Annotated in this window: 12 protein-coding genes; 8 read left to right on the forward strand and 4 right to left on the reverse strand. The window is 65.9% G+C overall.

All coding sequences use genetic code 11. From position 1 onward, the window contains the following. Positions 1–2 precede the first annotated feature (2 nt). The 8 genes from N2602_RS03180 to N2602_RS03215 all read left to right on the forward strand — a co-directional run bounded on the left by N2602_RS03180 (position 3) and on the right by N2602_RS03215 (position 11473). Positions 3–413, forward strand: a complete 411-nt coding sequence (locus tag N2602_RS03180) for a GNAT family N-acetyltransferase (protein ID WP_260381734.1) — start codon at positions 3–5, stop codon at positions 411–413. Next, on the forward strand, positions 410–2317 hold the full coding sequence (gene cobT, locus N2602_RS03185) for a cobaltochelatase subunit CobT (protein ID WP_172786551.1): 1908 nt from the start codon (positions 410–412) through the stop codon (positions 2315–2317). The genes N2602_RS03180 and cobT overlap by 4 nt, the downstream gene beginning before the upstream one ends. After that, positions 2314–3399: an esterase-like activity of phytase family protein gene (locus N2602_RS03190; protein ID WP_260381735.1), complete on the forward strand. Its 1086-nt coding sequence runs from the start codon at positions 2314–2316 to the stop codon at positions 3397–3399. The genes cobT and N2602_RS03190 overlap by 4 nt, the downstream gene beginning before the upstream one ends. Positions 3400–3632: 233 nt before the next feature. Next, positions 3633–4745, forward strand: coding sequence for an NADH:flavin oxidoreductase/NADH oxidase (locus tag N2602_RS03195; RefSeq protein WP_260381736.1), 1113 nt, complete (start codon positions 3633–3635; stop codon positions 4743–4745). Positions 4746–4946: 201 nt separating this feature from the next. Further along, the gene (locus tag N2602_RS03200; protein WP_260381737.1) at positions 4947–5354 is read left to right on the forward strand and encodes a hypothetical protein; all 408 of its coding nucleotides are present in this window, start codon (positions 4947–4949) and stop codon (positions 5352–5354) included. Between the two features lie 284 nt (positions 5355–5638). Continuing rightward, the gene (locus N2602_RS03205) at positions 5639–6838 is read left to right on the forward strand and encodes an efflux RND transporter periplasmic adaptor subunit (RefSeq protein ID WP_172786555.1); all 1200 of its coding nucleotides are present in this window, start codon (positions 5639–5641) and stop codon (positions 6836–6838) included. Further along, on the forward strand, positions 6835–10002 hold the full coding sequence (locus N2602_RS03210; protein WP_260381738.1) for an efflux RND transporter permease subunit: 3168 nt from the start codon (positions 6835–6837) through the stop codon (positions 10000–10002). Before N2602_RS03205 ends, N2602_RS03210 begins: the two co-directional genes overlap by 4 nt. A 280-nt stretch (positions 10003–10282) precedes the next feature. After that, complete coding sequence (locus tag N2602_RS03215; RefSeq protein WP_172786557.1) at positions 10283–11473, forward strand: ABC transporter substrate-binding protein; 1191 nt, start codon at positions 10283–10285, stop codon at positions 11471–11473. Positions 11474–11536: 63 nt separating this feature from the next. Here N2602_RS03215 and N2602_RS03220 read toward each other — a convergent pair whose 3' ends face one another. From N2602_RS03220 to N2602_RS03235, 4 genes are read right to left on the reverse strand one after another with little or no spacing between them, the layout of a single operon-like run. Further along, entirely contained in the window at positions 11537–11926 is a 390-nt protein-coding gene (locus tag N2602_RS03220) for an MAPEG family protein (RefSeq protein WP_212258902.1), read from the reverse strand. Positions 11927–11955: 29 nt separating this feature from the next. Continuing rightward, positions 11956–13038: a lipocalin-like domain-containing protein gene (locus N2602_RS03225; protein WP_260381739.1), complete on the reverse strand. Its 1083-nt coding sequence runs from the start codon at positions 13036–13038 to the stop codon at positions 11956–11958. Beyond that, entirely contained in the window at positions 13028–15478 is a 2451-nt protein-coding gene (locus tag N2602_RS03230; protein ID WP_260381740.1) for an FtsX-like permease family protein, read from the reverse strand. Before N2602_RS03230 ends, N2602_RS03225 begins: the two co-directional genes overlap by 11 nt. Then, complete coding sequence (locus N2602_RS03235; protein WP_260381741.1) at positions 15475–16128, reverse strand: ABC transporter ATP-binding protein; 654 nt, start codon at positions 16126–16128, stop codon at positions 15475–15477. Before N2602_RS03235 ends, N2602_RS03230 begins: the two co-directional genes overlap by 4 nt. Positions 16129–16274: the final 146 nt, after the last annotated feature.

A 16274-nucleotide genomic window follows, 5' to 3' on the forward strand; every position in this document is an offset into this window, starting at 1 on the left:
CCATGCAAACCATCACCGTCGAGCGCACCATTGGTACCACCAAGAAGGCTGTGCTCGCCGGTCTCGGCGCTTACAACGACGAGAAGTTTGGGAAGCAGAAGGTCAAGAGCATCGCGGTTTCGCTGAAGGACGGCCGCAAGATCGTCGGCGGCATCGTCGGGCAACTCTGGTCCACGGTTCTGTTCATCCAGTATTTCTGGATCGACCAGAAGCAGCGCGGCAAGGGTCACGGCACGAAGCTGATCGCGGCGATCGAGGACGAGGCAAGACGGCTCGGCGCGATCCGGGCCCATGTCGATACGATGAGTTTCCAGGCGCCGGGCTTCTATCGTTCTTGCGGGTATCAGGAATTCGGCACCATCGACGGCTATCCCGGCGGCGTGACGCGCCATTCGTTTACGAAGTCGCTATGAGCACATCATCATCCAACTCCAAATTCCGCAACAACAAGGAAGCGCCGACCGAGCCGTTCAAGCGCTCGGTCGCTTCCTGTCTCAAGGCGATCGCGAAATCGCCCGAGCTCGATGTCTCCTTCGCCGCCGAGCGGCCGGGCCTGGCGCCCGGCAAGGCGCGGCTTCCGGAGCCGGCGCGCAAGATGACCAAGCGTGACGCCGCCATCGTGCGCGGCCACGCCGATTCCATCGCGCTCAAGATCGCCTGTCACGATCCCAAGGTTCATCGCAAGCTGATGCCCGGCAATCCGCAGGCGCGCGGCGTGTTCGAGGCGGTGGAACAGGCCCGCGTCGAGGCGATCGGCGCGCGCCGCATGGCGGGCGTTGCCAAGAACCTCACCGCGATGCTCGACGACCATTTCCACCGCGGCAAGTTCGACGAGATCACCGACCGCGCCGACGCGCCGCTGGCGGACGCGCTGGCGATGCTGGTGCGCGAGCGCCTCACCGGCATGGCGCCGCCGACGGCGGCCAAGAAGATGGTCGACCTCTGGCGGCCGATCCTCGAAGACAAGATCGGCAGGCGGCTCGACCGGCTCGACGGCGTGCTCGAGGATCAGACCAAGTTCGGCGATGCCGTGCATGATCTGTTGTCCGCGCTCGAGCTCGGCGACGAGCGCAACGCCGACAGCGAGGACAACGACGAGAACGAGGAGAACCAGGACGGCGACAATGACCAGTCCGGCGCCGAGGGCTCGCCCGATTCCGATGCCGCGCAGGAGATGAGCGCCGACCAGGCGCAGGCAACATCCGAGGAGATGAGCGAGAGCGCGATGGAAAGCGCGCAGGCCTCGACCTCCGACACCTTCGACGACGGCGAGCTCGGCGACGACGAGACGCCGGGCGAGGCGACGCGCCCGAACCAGCACGGCAGGAACGAGCCGCGCGGGCCGGAATATCACGCCTTCGCGCCGAAATTCGACGAGGTCATCGCCGCCGAAGATCTCTGCGACCATGACGAGCTGGAGCGGCTGCGCGCCTATCTCGACAAGCAGCTCGCACATCTGCAAGGCATCGTCGCCCGTCTCGCCAACCGGCTGCAGCGCCGCCTGATGGCGCAGCAGAACCGCGCCTGGGAGTTCGACCTCGAAGAGGGCATCCTCGACCCTGCGCGCCTGTCGCGCGTCGTCACCGATCCCTATCATCCGCTGTCCTTCATGCACGAGAAGGAGGCGACCTTCCGCGACACCGTGGTGACGCTGCTGCTCGACAATTCCGGCTCGATGCGCGGCCGCCCGATCACGGTCGCGGCGACCTGCGCCGACATCCTCGCGCGCACGCTGGAGCGTTGCGGCGTCAAGGTCGAGATTTTGGGCTTCACCACGCGGGCCTGGAAGGGCGGGCAATCGCGCGAGGCGTGGCTTGCCGCCGGCAAGCCGGCCAATCCCGGCCGCCTCAACGATCTCCGTCACATCATCTACAAGTCGGCCGATGCTCCCTGGCGTCGTGCGCGCAAAAACCTTGGCTTGATGATGCGCGAGGGGCTGCTGAAGGAGAACATCGACGGCGAGGCGCTGGACTGGGCGCACAAGCGCCTGCTCGGCCGGCCCGAGCAGCGCAAGATCCTGATGATGATCTCGGACGGCGCGCCGGTCGACGATTCCACGCTGTCGGTCAATCCCGGCAACTACCTCGAGCGGCATCTGCGCCATATCATCGAGGAGATCGAGACCCGCTCGCCGGTCGAGCTGATCGCGATCGGCATCGGCCATGACGTGACGCGCTATTATCGCCGCGCCGTGACGATCGTGGACGCCGAGGAGCTCGGCGGCGCGATCACCGAAAAGCTCGCCGAGCTCTTCAGCGAGACCAACACGGCGCCCACGCAAGCGGCCGGTCGCCCGCGACGCAAATTGCATTCGTGAGCACGATTGCATCCCGCCGCAGCTTTCTCAGGCACGCCGCGGCGGGATTCTCCACATTCGCAGTCTCCAGGTTCGCGCAGGCGCAAGCCGCGACCGAGCCGCCACCGCGCCCGCTTCAGGTCGAGCACGCCGTCGCGGCGCCCGTCAGCGTCGAGGTCAACGCGCGCAGCATTCCCAATTTCGAGCCGCGCGACCGCACGCGCACGCGCTTCGGCTCGCTGGACTATCGCAGCGGCCTGGTGCTGACCTCGCCCTATCGCGGCTTCGGCGGCCTGTCAGGCCTCCGCTTCCTCGACGGCAAGGGCGAGCGTTTCCTCGCGATCTCCGACCAGGGCGGCTGGTTCACCGGCAGCATCCGCTATTCCGGCCGCGACATGGTCGGCCTTGCCGACGTCGAGGCCGCGCCGCTGCTCGGCGCCGAAGGGTGGCCGATCACGGAAAAGCACCTCTGGTGGGATTCGGAATCGATCGCGCGCGACGGCAGCCTCGTCTATGTCGGGCTCGAGCGCGTCAACCAGATCCTGCGCTACGATTTTGCCAAGGGCGGCACCCGCGCCCGCGGCGAGATGATCGCCGTCCCACCGGCCTTGCGCAAGCTGCCCTCCAACAAGGGGCTGGAGGCGATGGTCGTCGTGCCCAAGGGCAAAGACCAGAACTTGCCGCTCGCCGGCACCCTGATCGCCTTCTCCGAGCGCGGGCTCGATGCCGATGGCAACCTCATCGCCTTCCTGATCGGCGGTCCCACGCCCGGCCAGTTCAGCGTGCGGCGCACCGAGAAATACGACATCAGCGATGCCGTGCTGCTGCCCTCCGGCGAACTGCTCATCCTCGAACGCAAATTCTCCTGGTTCACCGGCGTCAACATCCGCATCCGCGCGATCCCGCTGAAAGCAATCGCGCCCGGTGCGCTGGTCGATGGCCCCGCGCTGTTCGCCGCCGATCTCGGCCACGAGATCGACAACATGGAAGGCATCGACGCCCACGTCACGGCCGAGGGGGAGACGGTGCTGACCCTGATCTCCGACGACAATTTCTCGATGCTGCAGCGAACCCTGCTGCTGCAATTCACGCTGGCGGAGTAGGGTAGTCTCTCTCCCGTCATTGCGAGCGCAGCGAAGCAATCCAGAATCTTTCCGGGGCGGCAGACTGGATTGCTTCGCTGCGCTCGCAATGACGATGGGAAGTCCGGCTCGCGTCAAACCGGCATTGCGGAAATGCACGCTGTGGGTACCCGCCATTCCCGCCGCGCAACTAGCAATCCGCGCGTCCCTCACTACACTCCCATCATCATCCTCCATCCTCCGGAACTCCCCGCATGAGCGCCCTGTTTTCCCCGATCAAGCTGCGCGGCCTGACCTTGAAGAACCGCCTCGTGGTGTCGCCGATGTGCCAATATTCGGCCGAGGACGGCGTCGCCACGGACTGGCACTTCACCCACATCAACAATCTCAGCCTGTCGGGCGCGGCGATGTTCTGCATCGAGGCGACGCATGTCGAGGCGATCGGCCGCATCACACCGGGGTGCCTCGGGCTCTACAGCGATGCCTGCGAGGCCGCGCTGCATCAGATCCTCAATTCGGTGCGCAAGCATTCCTCCACCGCGATCGCGATGCAGCTCGCCCATGCCGGCCGCAAGGCTTCGAGCGCGCGCCCCTGGGACGGCGGCCAATTGATTCCGGAAGGGCAGGGCGGCTGGCGGACGGTGGCGCCGTCGGCGGTGCCGCACAAGGAGGGCGAGGCCGCCCCGCTGGCACTGGATGCGGTGGGCCTGAAGCGCATCCGCGAGGCCTTCGTCGATTCGACCAAGCGCGCCGCGCGGCTCGGCATCGACGCTATCGAGGTCCATGGCGCGCATGGCTATCTGATTCATCAATTCCTTTCGCCGATCTCCAACAAGCGCACCGATGAATATGGCGGCAGCCTCGAGAACCGCATGCGCTTTCCGCTGGAGGTGTTCGACGCGGTGCGCGCCGCGTTCCCCGCTGACAAGCCGGTCGGTATACGGGTGTCCTCGACCGACTGGGTCGAGGGCGGCTGGGATCTGGCGCAAACCATCGAATTCGCGAACGCGCTGAAGGCGCGCGGCGTCGACTGGATCGATGCGTCCTCCGGCGGCGTCTCGCCGCTGCAGAAAATCCCGCTCGGTCCCGGTTATCAGGTGCAGTTTGCAGAGGCGATCAAGCGCGAGACCGGCCTGCCCACCATCGCCGTCGGCCTCATCACCGAGCCGAAGCACGCGGAGGAGATCGTCGCATCGGGCAAGGCCGACATGGTCGCGATTGCCCGCGGCCTGCTCTACGATCCGCGCTGGGGCTGGCACGCCGCCGCCGAGCTCGGCGGAATGGTCGAGGCGCCGCCGCAATATTGGCGCTCGCAGCCCTCGACGCAGAAGGCGCTGTTCGGCAAGACCACGTTCGGGGCGCGGTGAGGGCGAGTGTGGTGCGATGACGGCGCTATAAGCTCCGCTGTCGTCCCGGATCTGCGCTCCGCTCCGCGCGCTTGTCCGGGACGATTGCTGAGTGTGTTGCGCTCGCTCTCACCCCCGTCACGCATCCGTAAAACTCCTCGCCTTCCACCCACCGCAAAACTGGCCTAACCTCTCACACTCAACGCCTCGCGGAGGCTGGCCATGCATTTTCGTGTTCGTAAAACCGCCCATGTGTTCGAGCGCGTCGGTCTTGCCATGGCGGGGGCCGCGTGCGGATTGTTCGTCGGCGCCTATGTCGGCTCGGCGATCCCCACTCTCACCACGCAGGGCTTCCTGCTGCTGATGATGCTGCTCGGCGGCATCGGCTTCTATCTCGGCATCGACACGCCGCAGATGCCTTTCGACGATGCGCACAGCCAGATCGATGCCGCCGAGCTCATGAGCGCAGCCGGCACGCTCTGCGCCACGCTCACCGCCTTTGCCTCGGTCGCCGTGATCGTGCTCCGGCTCGATCCGCACTTGGCCTGGACCTGGCTCGTCTTGGTCGGCTGGATTGCCGGCGTCGCCATGCAGATCGTCGCCGGCGCCAAGGCCAGGCTGCGGAAGTAGCTCTCTCTCATGACGCGCCCGCCTGAAGCGGGCATCTCGATGGATGGCCGCGGGAAAAGCTCGCAAGTCCGAGAGCCCGGTCCTTCACGGCAGGGTCTGGCCAGCCTCGACGGCCTTGCACGGCATCGTCTCTCTCCCTGTCAACCCGTCATCCGGTCAGGGCATCGTTCGAAGCATTGCACGCGCATCGGTCTTGAAGAGTTCATCTTTGCTGCCCATCTTGTGACGCCCGCAGGTAGAGGCGTACCCTGCATTTCCTGCGGCTTGGATGCGAGGACCTGGGGATGAGCGGACCGGACGGAAGCAGGCAGTTGATCAAAAAGCACGATTTCGTTCAGGTCAGCGCAATCGCCGGGCTTCTCGCCGCGGCATTCGCCCTGTCCGGCTGCGACAAGCCGGCATCGCAGGCTGCGGCCCCGCCACCGCCGCCGGTGACGGTCGCCCAGCCGGTCAAGCGCACGGTCACCGATTGGGACGAGTTCACCGGCCGCTTTGAGGCGGTGGAGGAGGTCCAGGTGCGACCGCGGGTCGGCGGTTTCGTCAACTCGGTCGAGTTTCAGGACGGCGCCATCGTGCGCCAGGGTGATCTGCTCTACGTGATCGATCCGCGCCCGTTCGAGGCGGTGGCCACTCAGGCGGAGGGCCAGCTGTCCGACGCACGGGCAAGAGTGGAGCTTGCCAAGCGCGAGCTCGATCGTGGTCTCAATCTGGTGCAGACCAGCGCCGTGTCCGAGCAGGTCGTCGACCAGCGCCGCCAGGCCCTGCAGGCCGCGCACGCCGCCGAGATGCAGGCCGAAGGCGCGCTGAAGGCTGCCAAGCTCAACATCGAGTTCACGCATGTGGCTGCGCCGCTGACCGGCCGCGTCAGCCGCCATCTCGTCAGCCCCGGCAATCTCGTGCAGGGCAGCGACACCGGCACCTCGACGCTGCTCACGTCGATCGTCGCGCTCGATCCGATCTACATCTATTTCGACATGGATGAGGCCACGTTCATCAAATACAGCAAGCTGTGGTTCGAGGGGCGGCGGCCAAGCTCGCGCGATACGGCGAACCCGGTGCAAGTGACTCTCGCCGGCGAGACCAAGCCGTCGCACGAGGGCACCGTCAATTTCCTCGACAATCGGCTGGACGTCTCGACCGGCACGCTGCGCAGCCGCGCGGTGGTCAAGAACACCGATCTGTCGATCCTGCCCGGCCAGTTCGGCCGCGTCCGCCTGATCGGCAGCGCGCCCTACGAGGCGCTGCTGATTCCGGACGTTGCGATCGCGACCGACCAGTCCCGCAAGATCATCTTCGTGGTCAAGCCTGACGACACGGTCGAGGCACGCCCCGTGGTGCTCGGACCACTCGACGACGGCCTGCGTGTGATCCGTGACGGGCTGAAGGCCGACGACCGCGTCATCGTCAACGGCATCCAGCGCGCCCGCGTCGGCGCCAAGGTCGCTCCCCAGACCGCGCAAGCCCCAGCCGGTGGCAAGCCATGAATCTCGGCCGTCTCTCCATCAACCAGCCCATCCTCGCGATGGTGCTGTCGATCGTGCTCCTGATCGTCGGCGCGCTCGCCTACACGACGCTGCCGGTCTCCGAATATCCGCAAGTGGTGCCGCCGACCGTCGTCGTCACCACGCAATATCCCGGCGCCTCGGCGCAGACCGTGTCCGACACGGTCGCAGCTCCCATCGAGCAGGAGATCAACGGCGTCGAGGACATGCTGTACCTCTACAGCCAGGCCACCTCGAACGGCCAGCTCACCATCACCGTCACCTTCAAGCTGGGCACCGATCTCGATAAGGCGCAAGTGCTGGTGCAGAACCGCGTCGCCATCGCGCAGCCGCGGCTCCCTGAAGAAGTCCAGCGCAACGGCGTCACCACGCGCAAGAACTCGCCCGACATCCTGATGGTCGTGTTCATGCTGTCGCCCGACGACACGTTCGACCAGCTCTACATCTCGAACTACGCCCTGCTGCAGGTCCGCGACCAGCTCTTGCGCATCGACGGCGTCGGCGACATCCAGATTTTCGGCGCGCGCGACTATTCGATGCGGCTGTGGCTCGACCCTGACCGGATCGCCAATCTCGGCCTGACGTCGGCCGAGGTGCTGGCGGCGATCCGCGCCCAGAACGTGCAGATCGCCGGTGGCCAGATTGCCGAGCCGCCGATCGTCGACCGCGCCTTCCAGCCCAACCTCACCTTCACCGGGCGGTTGAAGGACCAGAAGCAGTTCGAGGACATCCTGATCAAGGCAGGCTCCGACGGCCGCGTCGTTCGCTTGCGCGACGTCGCCCGCATCGAGCTCGGGGCGCTGGCCTATTCCACCAACAGCTTCCTGCTGCGCAAGTCGGCGGTGGCCATGCTGGTGACGCAGCGGCCGGGCTCGAACGCGCTCGCGACCGCAAAAAACATCTCAGACACCATGACGAGGCTCAAGGAGAGCTTTCCCAAGGGCCTCGACTACAATATCGGCTACAATCCGACCGAGTTCATCGCCCAGTCGGTCCACGAGCTGATCAAGACCATCTACGAGGCCATGCTGCTCGTGGTCGTGGTCGTGCTGGTGTTCCTGCAGGGCTGGCGGCCCGCGATCATTCCGATCATCGCGATCCCGGTGTCGCTGGTCGGCACCTTCGCGGTGATGGCGGCGCTCGGCTTCTCCATCAACAATCTCACGCTGTTCGGCCTCGTCCTCGCCGTCGGCATCGTGGTCGATGACGCCATCGTCGTGGTCGAGAATGTCGAGCGCCATCTCGAGCACGGCCTCAGTCGTCGCGATGCCGCGCTGAAGACGATGGAGGAGGTCGGCGGCGCGCTGGTCTCGATTGCGCTGGTGCTATGCGCGGTGTTCGTGCCGACCGCGTTCCTCGGCGGCATTTCCGGGCAATTCTTCCAGCAGTTCGCCGTCACCATCGCGGTCGCGACCGCGATCTCCTGCTTCTGCTCGCTGACGCTCTCGCCCGCGCTGGCCTCGCAGATCCTCACGCCGCATGAGGAGAAGCGGCCGCCGGCGAGCTGGAATGTCATTGCGCGCGGCTGGAATGCGTTCACAGGCGTGTTCAACCGTCTGTTCGACCGGCTCTCGCATGGCTATGCCGGCCTCGCCAATTTCGTGATCCGGCATTCGGTGGTGATGCTGCTGTTCTACGTCGTGCTGATCGGCAGCGCCGGCTGGCTGATCGCGACCACGCCGCAGGGCTTCATCCCGACGCAGGATCGCGGCTACGTCATCATATCGGTGCAATTGCCGGGCGCGGCGTCGCTGGCGCGCACCACCGAGGTCGTGCGCGAGATCGAGCGGATCTCGCTGGATACGCCGGGCATCGTTCGCGTCGCTGCCTTTGCCGGTTTCTCCGGCGCCACCCGCACGCAGGCCGGCAATGCGGCGGCGCTATTCCCTGTGTTCGACGAGCCGGAGGTGCGGCTGAAGAAGGGCCTGTCCGCCACCGCCATTACGGCCGAGCTGCGCAAGCGGCTGTCCGCGATCCAGGGCGCCTTCATCATCGTGATTCCGCCGCCGGCCGTGCCCGGCATCGGCACCGGCGGCGGCTTTGCCATCCGCATCCAGGACCGCCAGGGCCGCGGGCCTGAAATGCTCGCTGCGGCCACCGACGAGCTTGTCGCCGCCGCGCGCAAATCGCCCTTGCTGCTCGGCCCCGCAGTGTTCTCGCCGTTCACGGCCAACACGCCGCAGCTCTTCGTCGATATCGACCGCACCAAGGCGCAGAAGCTGGGCGTGCCGATCTCCAACATCAACGAGACGATTCAGACCTATTTCGGATCGACCTATGTCAACGACTTCAACCTGTTCGGCCGCACCTATCACGTCACCGCGCAGGCCGACTTCCCGTACCGAAAAGAGCCGAGCGACCTTGCGCGCCTGCGCACGCGCAATGCGTCCGGCGACATGGTGATGCTCGGCAGCGTCGTCGAGTTCAAGGACGTCTCGGGACCCGACCGCGTCGCGCGCTACAATCTCTACGCAGCCTCCGAGCTCCAGGGTGAGCCGGCGCCGGGCACCAGCTCGACCACCGCGCTCAACGCCATCAAGCAGCTCGCGAACGACACCTTGCCGAGCGGCTTCACCTTCGAATGGACCGACCTGTCCTATCAGCAGATTACCGGCGGCAATGCCGGTCTCTACGTGTTCCCGATTTGCGTGCTGTTCGTCTATCTCGTGCTCGCCGCGCAATATGGCAGCTGGACGCTGCCGTTCGCGGTGATTCTGATCGTGCCGATGTGCCTGCTAGCCGCCACCATCGGGGTGCGCATCATGGGCCAGGACGTCAACATCCTCACCCAGATCGGCTTCGTGGTGCTGGTGGGACTGGCGGCGAAGAACGCGATCCTGATCGTCGAGTTCGCGCGCGACATCGAGAACGAAGGCAAGCCGCGGCTGGAGGCCGTCATCGACGCCTGCCGCTTGCGCTTGCGGCCGATCCTGATGACCTCCTTCGCCTTCATCCTCGGCGTGCTGCCGCTGGTGATCTCGACCGGCTCCGGCTCGGAGATGCGCCAGGCCGTCGGCGTCGCCGTGTTCTTCGGCATGATCGGCGTCACCCTGTTCGGCCTTCTGTTCACGCCGATCTTCTACGTCGTGGTGCGGAACCTGGCGGAAGGACGGCGCGATAAGAAGCCGGAGGTGGTGGCCCCTTAAGTGCAAGTGGTGGCCAAAGGCTTATCCTCACTCTCCGCCGTCGTCCCCGCGAAGGCGGGGACCCATAACCCCAGGGAGAAAGCGTTGGGCGAAGCGGTAACTCCGAGTCTTCGTCCAACTCGATCCTGTGGTTATGGGTCCCGGGCTCGCGCTACGCGCGCCCCGGGACGACGGAGCGTGCAGAATCCCATACTAACGACCAATATGAAATGGATGGGCGCACGCGGGGTTCTTCACTATCATCCGCGCGATTTCACAGAAGAATGCTGGAGATAAACATATGAAATCAGCACTTTGGGCCGCAGCGGCCTCGGCCCTCTTGATTGCGGTTCCCGCATCCGCGCAAGGCGTCAAGATCGGCATCCTCAACGACCAGTCCGGCGTCTATGCCGATTACGGCGGCAAATGGTCGGTCGAAGCGGCCAAGATGGCGATCGAGGATTTCGGCGGCGAGGTGCTCGGCCAGAAGATCGAGCTCGTCACTGCCGACCACCAGAACAAGCCGGATCTGGCCAGCTCGATCGCGCGGCGCTGGTACGACGTCGAGAATGTCGACATGATCACGGAGCTGACGACCTCCTCGGTCGCGCTCGCGATCCATGAACTCTCCAAGGAAAAGAAGAAGATCGACATCGTCGTCGGCGCCGCGACCTCGCGGCTGACGGGCGATGCCTGCCAGCCCTATGGCTTTCACTGGGCCTACGACACCCGCGCGCTCGGCGTCGGCACCGGCGGTGCGCTGACCAAGGCCGGTGGCGACACCTGGTTCTTCCTCACCGCGGACTACGCCTTCGGCTACGCGCTGGAGAAGGACACCAGCGAGATCGTCACCGCCAATGGCGGCAAGGTGGTCGGCTCGGTGCGCGTGCCGCTCAACTCCTCGGACTTCTCCTCGTTTCTTCTGCAGGCGCAGAGCTCGAAGGCGAAGATCGTCGGCCTCGCCAATGCCGGCCTCGACACCACCAACTCGATCAAGCAGGCGTCCGAATTCGGCATCGTCGCCAGTGGCCAGAAGCTCGCCGGCCTCCTGATGACGCTCGCCGAAGTCAACGGCCTCGGCCTTCAGGCCGCGCAAGGTCTGGTGCTGACCGAGGGCTATTACTGGGATCTCAACGACAAGACGCGCCATCTCGGCGAGCGCTTCCTCAAGCGCACCGGCCGGATGCCGAGCATGATCCACGCCGGCACCTATTCGGCGACGCTGAGCTACCTGAAAGCCGTCAAGGCCGCCGGCACCAAGGATCCGGATGCCGTCGCCAAGAAGCTGAAGGAGCTGCCGGTCGACGACGACTTCGCGCAGGGCGGCAAGGTGCTCGAGAACGGCCGCATGGTCCACGACATGTATCTGTTCGAGGTCAAGAAGCCCTCGGAGTCGAAGAAGCCCTGGGACTATTACAAGCTGCTCGCCACCGTCCCCGGTGACAAGGCCTTCTTCACCGCCAAGGAAAGCGGCTGCCCGCTTACGAAGTGAGGCTCTCGTGTCCCGGACGCGCTGCAGCGCGCCCGGGACACGACGCTCGTATGATGCAAGGCTTCACTTCACCAACCGCAACACCACCGCCCCCAGCGCCCCGACCCACAGCGCCATGGCGGCGAGCGCCTGGATCGCGAAGCCCGTGCCGCGCTTGGCCGCTGCTTGCGAATAGCCGACGAAATAGACGATACGGCCGATGATCCAGATCGCGCCGATCCCCGCCGCGATGGCGTCGCTGATATAGATCGCGAACAGCCAGAGCGCGGGCAGGACAATCGGCATCCATTCCAGCGTGTTCATCTGGATGCGGAAGGCCCGCTCGAAATCCGGATGGCCCGCCATCGCAGGCACTTTGACGCCGGTCTTGGTGCGCGAGCGTGAGACGTTGATGGCGGTGAAGAAATAAAATGCGATCGCCAGCAGTGTGACGAGCGCGGTGAGATGATACATCGCGAAACCCCTTGAAGAGAAGCCGCGCTTCAATAGCCGGTCAGCTCGAGATAGCCAACGCCGTCATGCGTGCCGGCAAAGCTGATTGGCCCTTCCCAGTACGAGAAGCCGGTCCCCATCCAGGCTTTGGGATTGAGCGGCTTGCACAGGATCGCGAACGATCGCGACGGTATCGCGATCTCCCATTGCACCGGCAGCTTGCGTCCCGCGACTTCCGCCGTCGCCTTCGGCATCATCTGGATGTCGTTCCCTGCAATCATCTGCGTCTCGCCGCTGGCGCTGATCCAATTGCCGAACGGATAATCCTTACCGTCCTTCTGCCGCAGCCGGTACAGCATCAGCTTGTCGCCGGATGACAGATGCAGTGACAACCAGTCCCAGCCGGTCTGGTCGGCGTCGAGCGGCTGGCTGCTCCATTCCCGGTCCATCCAGGCCTGGCCCGAGACATCGACCGGCTTGTCGTCGATGCTGAGCGTGCCGCGGGCACGGTAGAACGGCTGGCTGTAGTAGTACGAAGCCTGCCCGCGCTCCGACTTGCGGCTGTAGCCGCCATCACCCTGCAATACGACCGGACGATCGGCCTCGAGCGTCAGTGCGTAGCTGAAATCGGTGCTGGACGCCTTCAGCGACAGCGGCGCCAAGGTGCGATCGTCGGTGCGCTCGAGGCCCTTCATCTCCCAATCGTCGATCCAGGCATCGAACGGTTTTGCCGTCACGCCGGCTTGCCCGACGCCACCGCGTGAAAACGTCTCAGAGAAGCGGTGGGTGTCGGCGCGCGTCACCGCCGCATGCGCCATCCACACCTGCTGATTGGCCCAGCCTTCGCCTTGCGGACCCGGCTGCGAAGCCTGGCGGAACAGCGTCCATTGCAGGCCGCAAGGAGCGCCGCTCGCGTCGACGAGGTTTGCCGTGAGATACCACCACTCGATACGAAACTCTGGATGCGGTCCGTGGTCGGCCGGAAAGGCGAACGTCCTTCCCGGCGTCACCTTCGCAAAGCCGTCCGCTGTCTCGCCGAGCCCGGCATAGCCCTGCGCGGCCGCGCGGCGTGCGAGCGCCAGCGCAGCGATACCGCCGGCGAAGGCGCGCCGTGTGATTGCTTCAGCGCTCATTGGCAAACACCTTGACGAGATTCGCCGGCTGCATCCGCGCCAGCCGGACCATCGGCAGCAGCGCCGCAAGCAGCGAGGCGAAGAGCGCCACCGCGACCAGCTCCACCAGCTGCAACGGGAAGACGTGGAACGGCAACCGCCAGCCGAATGCTTTCACGTTCACGATTGCAATCAGGCACCACGCGACCAGAAGGCCGAGCGGCACGGCCAGCAGCGCCGTGAACAGCGCGACCGAGAGCGTCTTGGTCAGCTCGATCGCGGCAAGCCGCGGCCGCGTCAGGCCGATCGCCCACAGCGGCGCAAGCTGCGGCAGTCGGGAGTTCGCCAGCGTCAGCAGGCTCGTGAGCAAGGCGATGCCGGCGACGCCGAGCGTGAAGGCGTTCAGCGCCGACGTCACCGCAAAGGTGCGGTTGAAGATGCGGATCGATTCCGCCTTCACCGTCGCCTGGTCGGCGACGCTGCGGTCGTCGAGCCCGAACTGCTTCTGCAAGGCCGCGATCAGGGCGGGGATATTCTCTCTCGCGACGATCAGGCCGATCCGCGTCTGCGGCGTCTGCGGAAACTGCCGGAGCAGTGCGGCGACGTTCACCGTGAGCTGCCCCTTGGGGTTGCCGTAATCGGCATAGATGCCGACGATGTCGAGCTCCCAGCTCCCGCCCGGCGCCGGCACCTCGACGACGTCGCCGATCTGCACGTTCAGCCGGCGGCTCAATTGCTCGCTGATGAAGGCGGCATTGCCCGGCACCAGCCGAGTCCAGGCGCGCGGCGCGGTCTCGAGCAGCGGCCAGCGCTCGCGATAGAGCGCGTGATCGGGCAGGCCGAGCAGCTCCACCGGCTGGCCCTGAACCTGCGCTTCGGCGCGTCCGCCCGAGAGGATCGCCTGAACATCGCTGCGATTCTTCAGCCAGTTGCGGATCGCGACACCCTGCGCATTGTCGGAGGCGCTGACGTAGACGTCGGCCGCAAGCCGCCCGTTGAGCCAGCCGATGAAGGTGCGGCTGAAGGTCTCGACCATGGTGGAGACCCCGACATTGACGGCAAGCGCGAGCAGCAGCGCCATCAGCGCCAGCGACAATCCGGAAAGCTGCTGCCGGCTGTCCGCCCAGAACCACAGCGCGAGCGGGCCGCGCGCGAGGCGCTGACCCACGAGCAGGATGATGTCGAGGAAGGCCGGCAGGATCAGTGCCGCACCGAACATCAGCGCGGCCAGCACGCCGAACCCTGCGATCAGCGATTGCCCGTAGTGGAGCAGCATCAGCGCGACGGCGAACACGGCGCAGGCCGCACAGCTCTGCAGGATCAGCCAGCGGCGTTGCCGCTGCTGCCAGGCGCCCGGCTGCGCCGTCGCCAGCACCGGCATCCTGATCGCCTTGATCAGGCTCACGAGCGCGCCCGCAACGCTGATGCCGATGCCGGCGAGCCACCATTCGCCTCGCAGGCTGAGCTGCCCCGGGATCTGCGCGCCATAGAGCCCGCGCAGCGAGGCCGCGACATCGGGCAGCAGGGCGGCTGCGATGAAATAGCCGCAAGCGAGCCCGATCAGGCCTGCGGCCAGCGCCAGTGCAACCAGCTCGATCACCAGCACCGTATTGACCAGTCGCGCCGAGGCGCCACAGGCGCGCAAGGTGCGCAGCATCGGCAGCCGCTGCTCGAAAGCAAGGCCCACGGCAGAATTGACGATGAACAGGCCGACGAAGAACGACAGCAGACCGAAGGCGGTGAGGTTGAGATGAAAACTGTCGGTGAGACGCTCCAGCTCCGTCTCCGCATTCGGCTCTATCAGCTGCAACTGCTCGCCGACGACGCTCGCGAGCGGTGCCGGCTTGCCCTTCGGCTTGCCGACCAGCAGCCGCGAGACCTGGTCGGGCTTGCTCAGCAGCCGCTGTGCCACGCCGATATCGACCACGAGCACACCGGGTGCGAGGTGCGGCATGACGCGCAACGGCGGCAGCTTTGCGCCGCTGCTGATCGCCGGGGCCGTGCCTTCTGCTTGCTGCAAGTCCCGCAGCGTCTCCCGGGCCACCAATGTCTGGCCGGGCGGAGCAACGAAGCTGCTGAGATCCGTGGCACCCAGGCGCGGCGCATTGCCGACGTCGACCGGCAGCGTGACCGGCTCGATGCCGAGCAGCCGCACCGAATGCCCGTTGATCTGGACACGTCCCTCCAGCACCGGCGACACCGGCCAGCCGGCGCGGCGGAGCTTTACGAACAGCTCCTGCGGGAAAGTCGCCGCATTGGGAGCGGCCAGCATCGCCGTGCGCACGCCGCCGAATGTCGCCGCGGCGCGGTCATAGGCATTGCGGGCCTGCTGATTGATGGCCTGCACCCCGCTCCACAGCGCGGTTGCAGCGATCAATCCGATGAGCAGCGTCGCGAATTGCATCTTGTGGCGCCGCCAATGGCTGAGCAGCACGGCAAGGACCCAGAGCGCGCGCCTCATGAAATGCGCCCTGCATGCAACGTGAGATGACGGTCGAGCGTGGCGGCGAGATGCAGGCTGTGCGTCACCATCAGGAAGCCGCAGCCGGTGCGCGAGACGAGATCGCGCGCCAATGCCAGCACCTCCTCGGCAGTGGCTTCGTCGAGATTGCCGGTCGGCTCGTCCGCCAGCAGCAGCGACGGCTTTGTCGCCAGCGCCCGGCCGATCGCGACCCGCTGCTGCTGGCCGCCGGATATTTGCTCTGGATAACGCTTGAGCAGGCTGCCGAGTCCGAGCCGCTCGACAAGCTCCTTGGTCCAGGCCGCATCATGCCGGCCGGCAATCCGGGCCTGGAAGGCGAGATTGTCCGCGACGGAGAGGCTCGGGATCAGGTTGAATTGCTGAAAAACCAGGCCAATGCGATCGCGCCGCAAGCCGGCCCGTCCCGCGTCCGAGAGCTTGGTGACCTCGATGTCGCTCAGACGGATCGAGCCGCCATCGGCGGCATCGAGGCCGGCGATCAGGTGCAGCAGCGTGCTCTTGCCGCTGCCGGATTCACCGGTCAGTGCGACGCGCTCGCCAGCCCCGAGGTCAAGGTCGACGCCGCGCAGAACGTGGACGGGCTCGCCCGCCGAGGAGAAGGTCTTTGAGAGGTTTCGGATGCTCAGCACGGGCCTGCCACTTCTCTTCCACCTCTCCCATAGGGAGAGGTCGCGCCGTAGGCGCGGGTGAGGGGTTTCGGTCTCTTGAGAGCCCAAGGCCCCTCACCCGATTTGCTACGCAAATCGACCTCTCCCCGACGGGGAGAGGTAAGAAT

Origin of the sequence: Bradyrhizobium sp. NC92, assembly GCF_025200865.1 — a bacterium.
Taxonomy (GTDB): domain Bacteria; phylum Pseudomonadota; class Alphaproteobacteria; order Rhizobiales; family Xanthobacteraceae; genus Bradyrhizobium.

What these genes read in the sequence shown, in the direction of transcription:
- N2602_RS03180 (WP_260381734.1), top strand. Translation starts at nt 3, where the DNA reads ATGCAAACCATCACCGTCGAGCGCACCATTGGTACCACCAAGAAGGCT.
- cobT (WP_172786551.1), top strand. Translation starts at nt 410, where the DNA reads ATGAGCACATCATCATCCAACTCCAAATTCCGCAACAACAAGGAAGCG.
- N2602_RS03195 (WP_260381736.1), top strand. Translation starts at nt 3,633, where the DNA reads ATGAGCGCCCTGTTTTCCCCGATCAAGCTGCGCGGCCTGACCTTGAAG.
- N2602_RS03200 (WP_260381737.1), top strand. Translation starts at nt 4,947, where the DNA reads ATGCATTTTCGTGTTCGTAAAACCGCCCATGTGTTCGAGCGCGTCGGT.
- N2602_RS03205 (WP_172786555.1), top strand. Translation starts at nt 5,639, where the DNA reads ATGAGCGGACCGGACGGAAGCAGGCAGTTGATCAAAAAGCACGATTTC.
- N2602_RS03210 (WP_260381738.1), top strand. Translation starts at nt 6,835, where the DNA reads ATGAATCTCGGCCGTCTCTCCATCAACCAGCCCATCCTCGCGATGGTG.
- N2602_RS03215 (WP_172786557.1), top strand. Translation starts at nt 10,283, where the DNA reads ATGAAATCAGCACTTTGGGCCGCAGCGGCCTCGGCCCTCTTGATTGCG.
- N2602_RS03220 (WP_212258902.1), bottom strand. Translation starts at nt 11,926, where the DNA reads ATGTATCATCTCACCGCGCTCGTCACACTGCTGGCGATCGCATTTTAT.
- N2602_RS03225 (WP_260381739.1), bottom strand. Translation starts at nt 13,038, where the DNA reads ATGAGCGCTGAAGCAATCACACGGCGCGCCTTCGCCGGCGGTATCGCT.
- N2602_RS03230 (WP_260381740.1), bottom strand. Translation starts at nt 15,478, where the DNA reads ATGAGGCGCGCGCTCTGGGTCCTTGCCGTGCTGCTCAGCCATTGGCGG.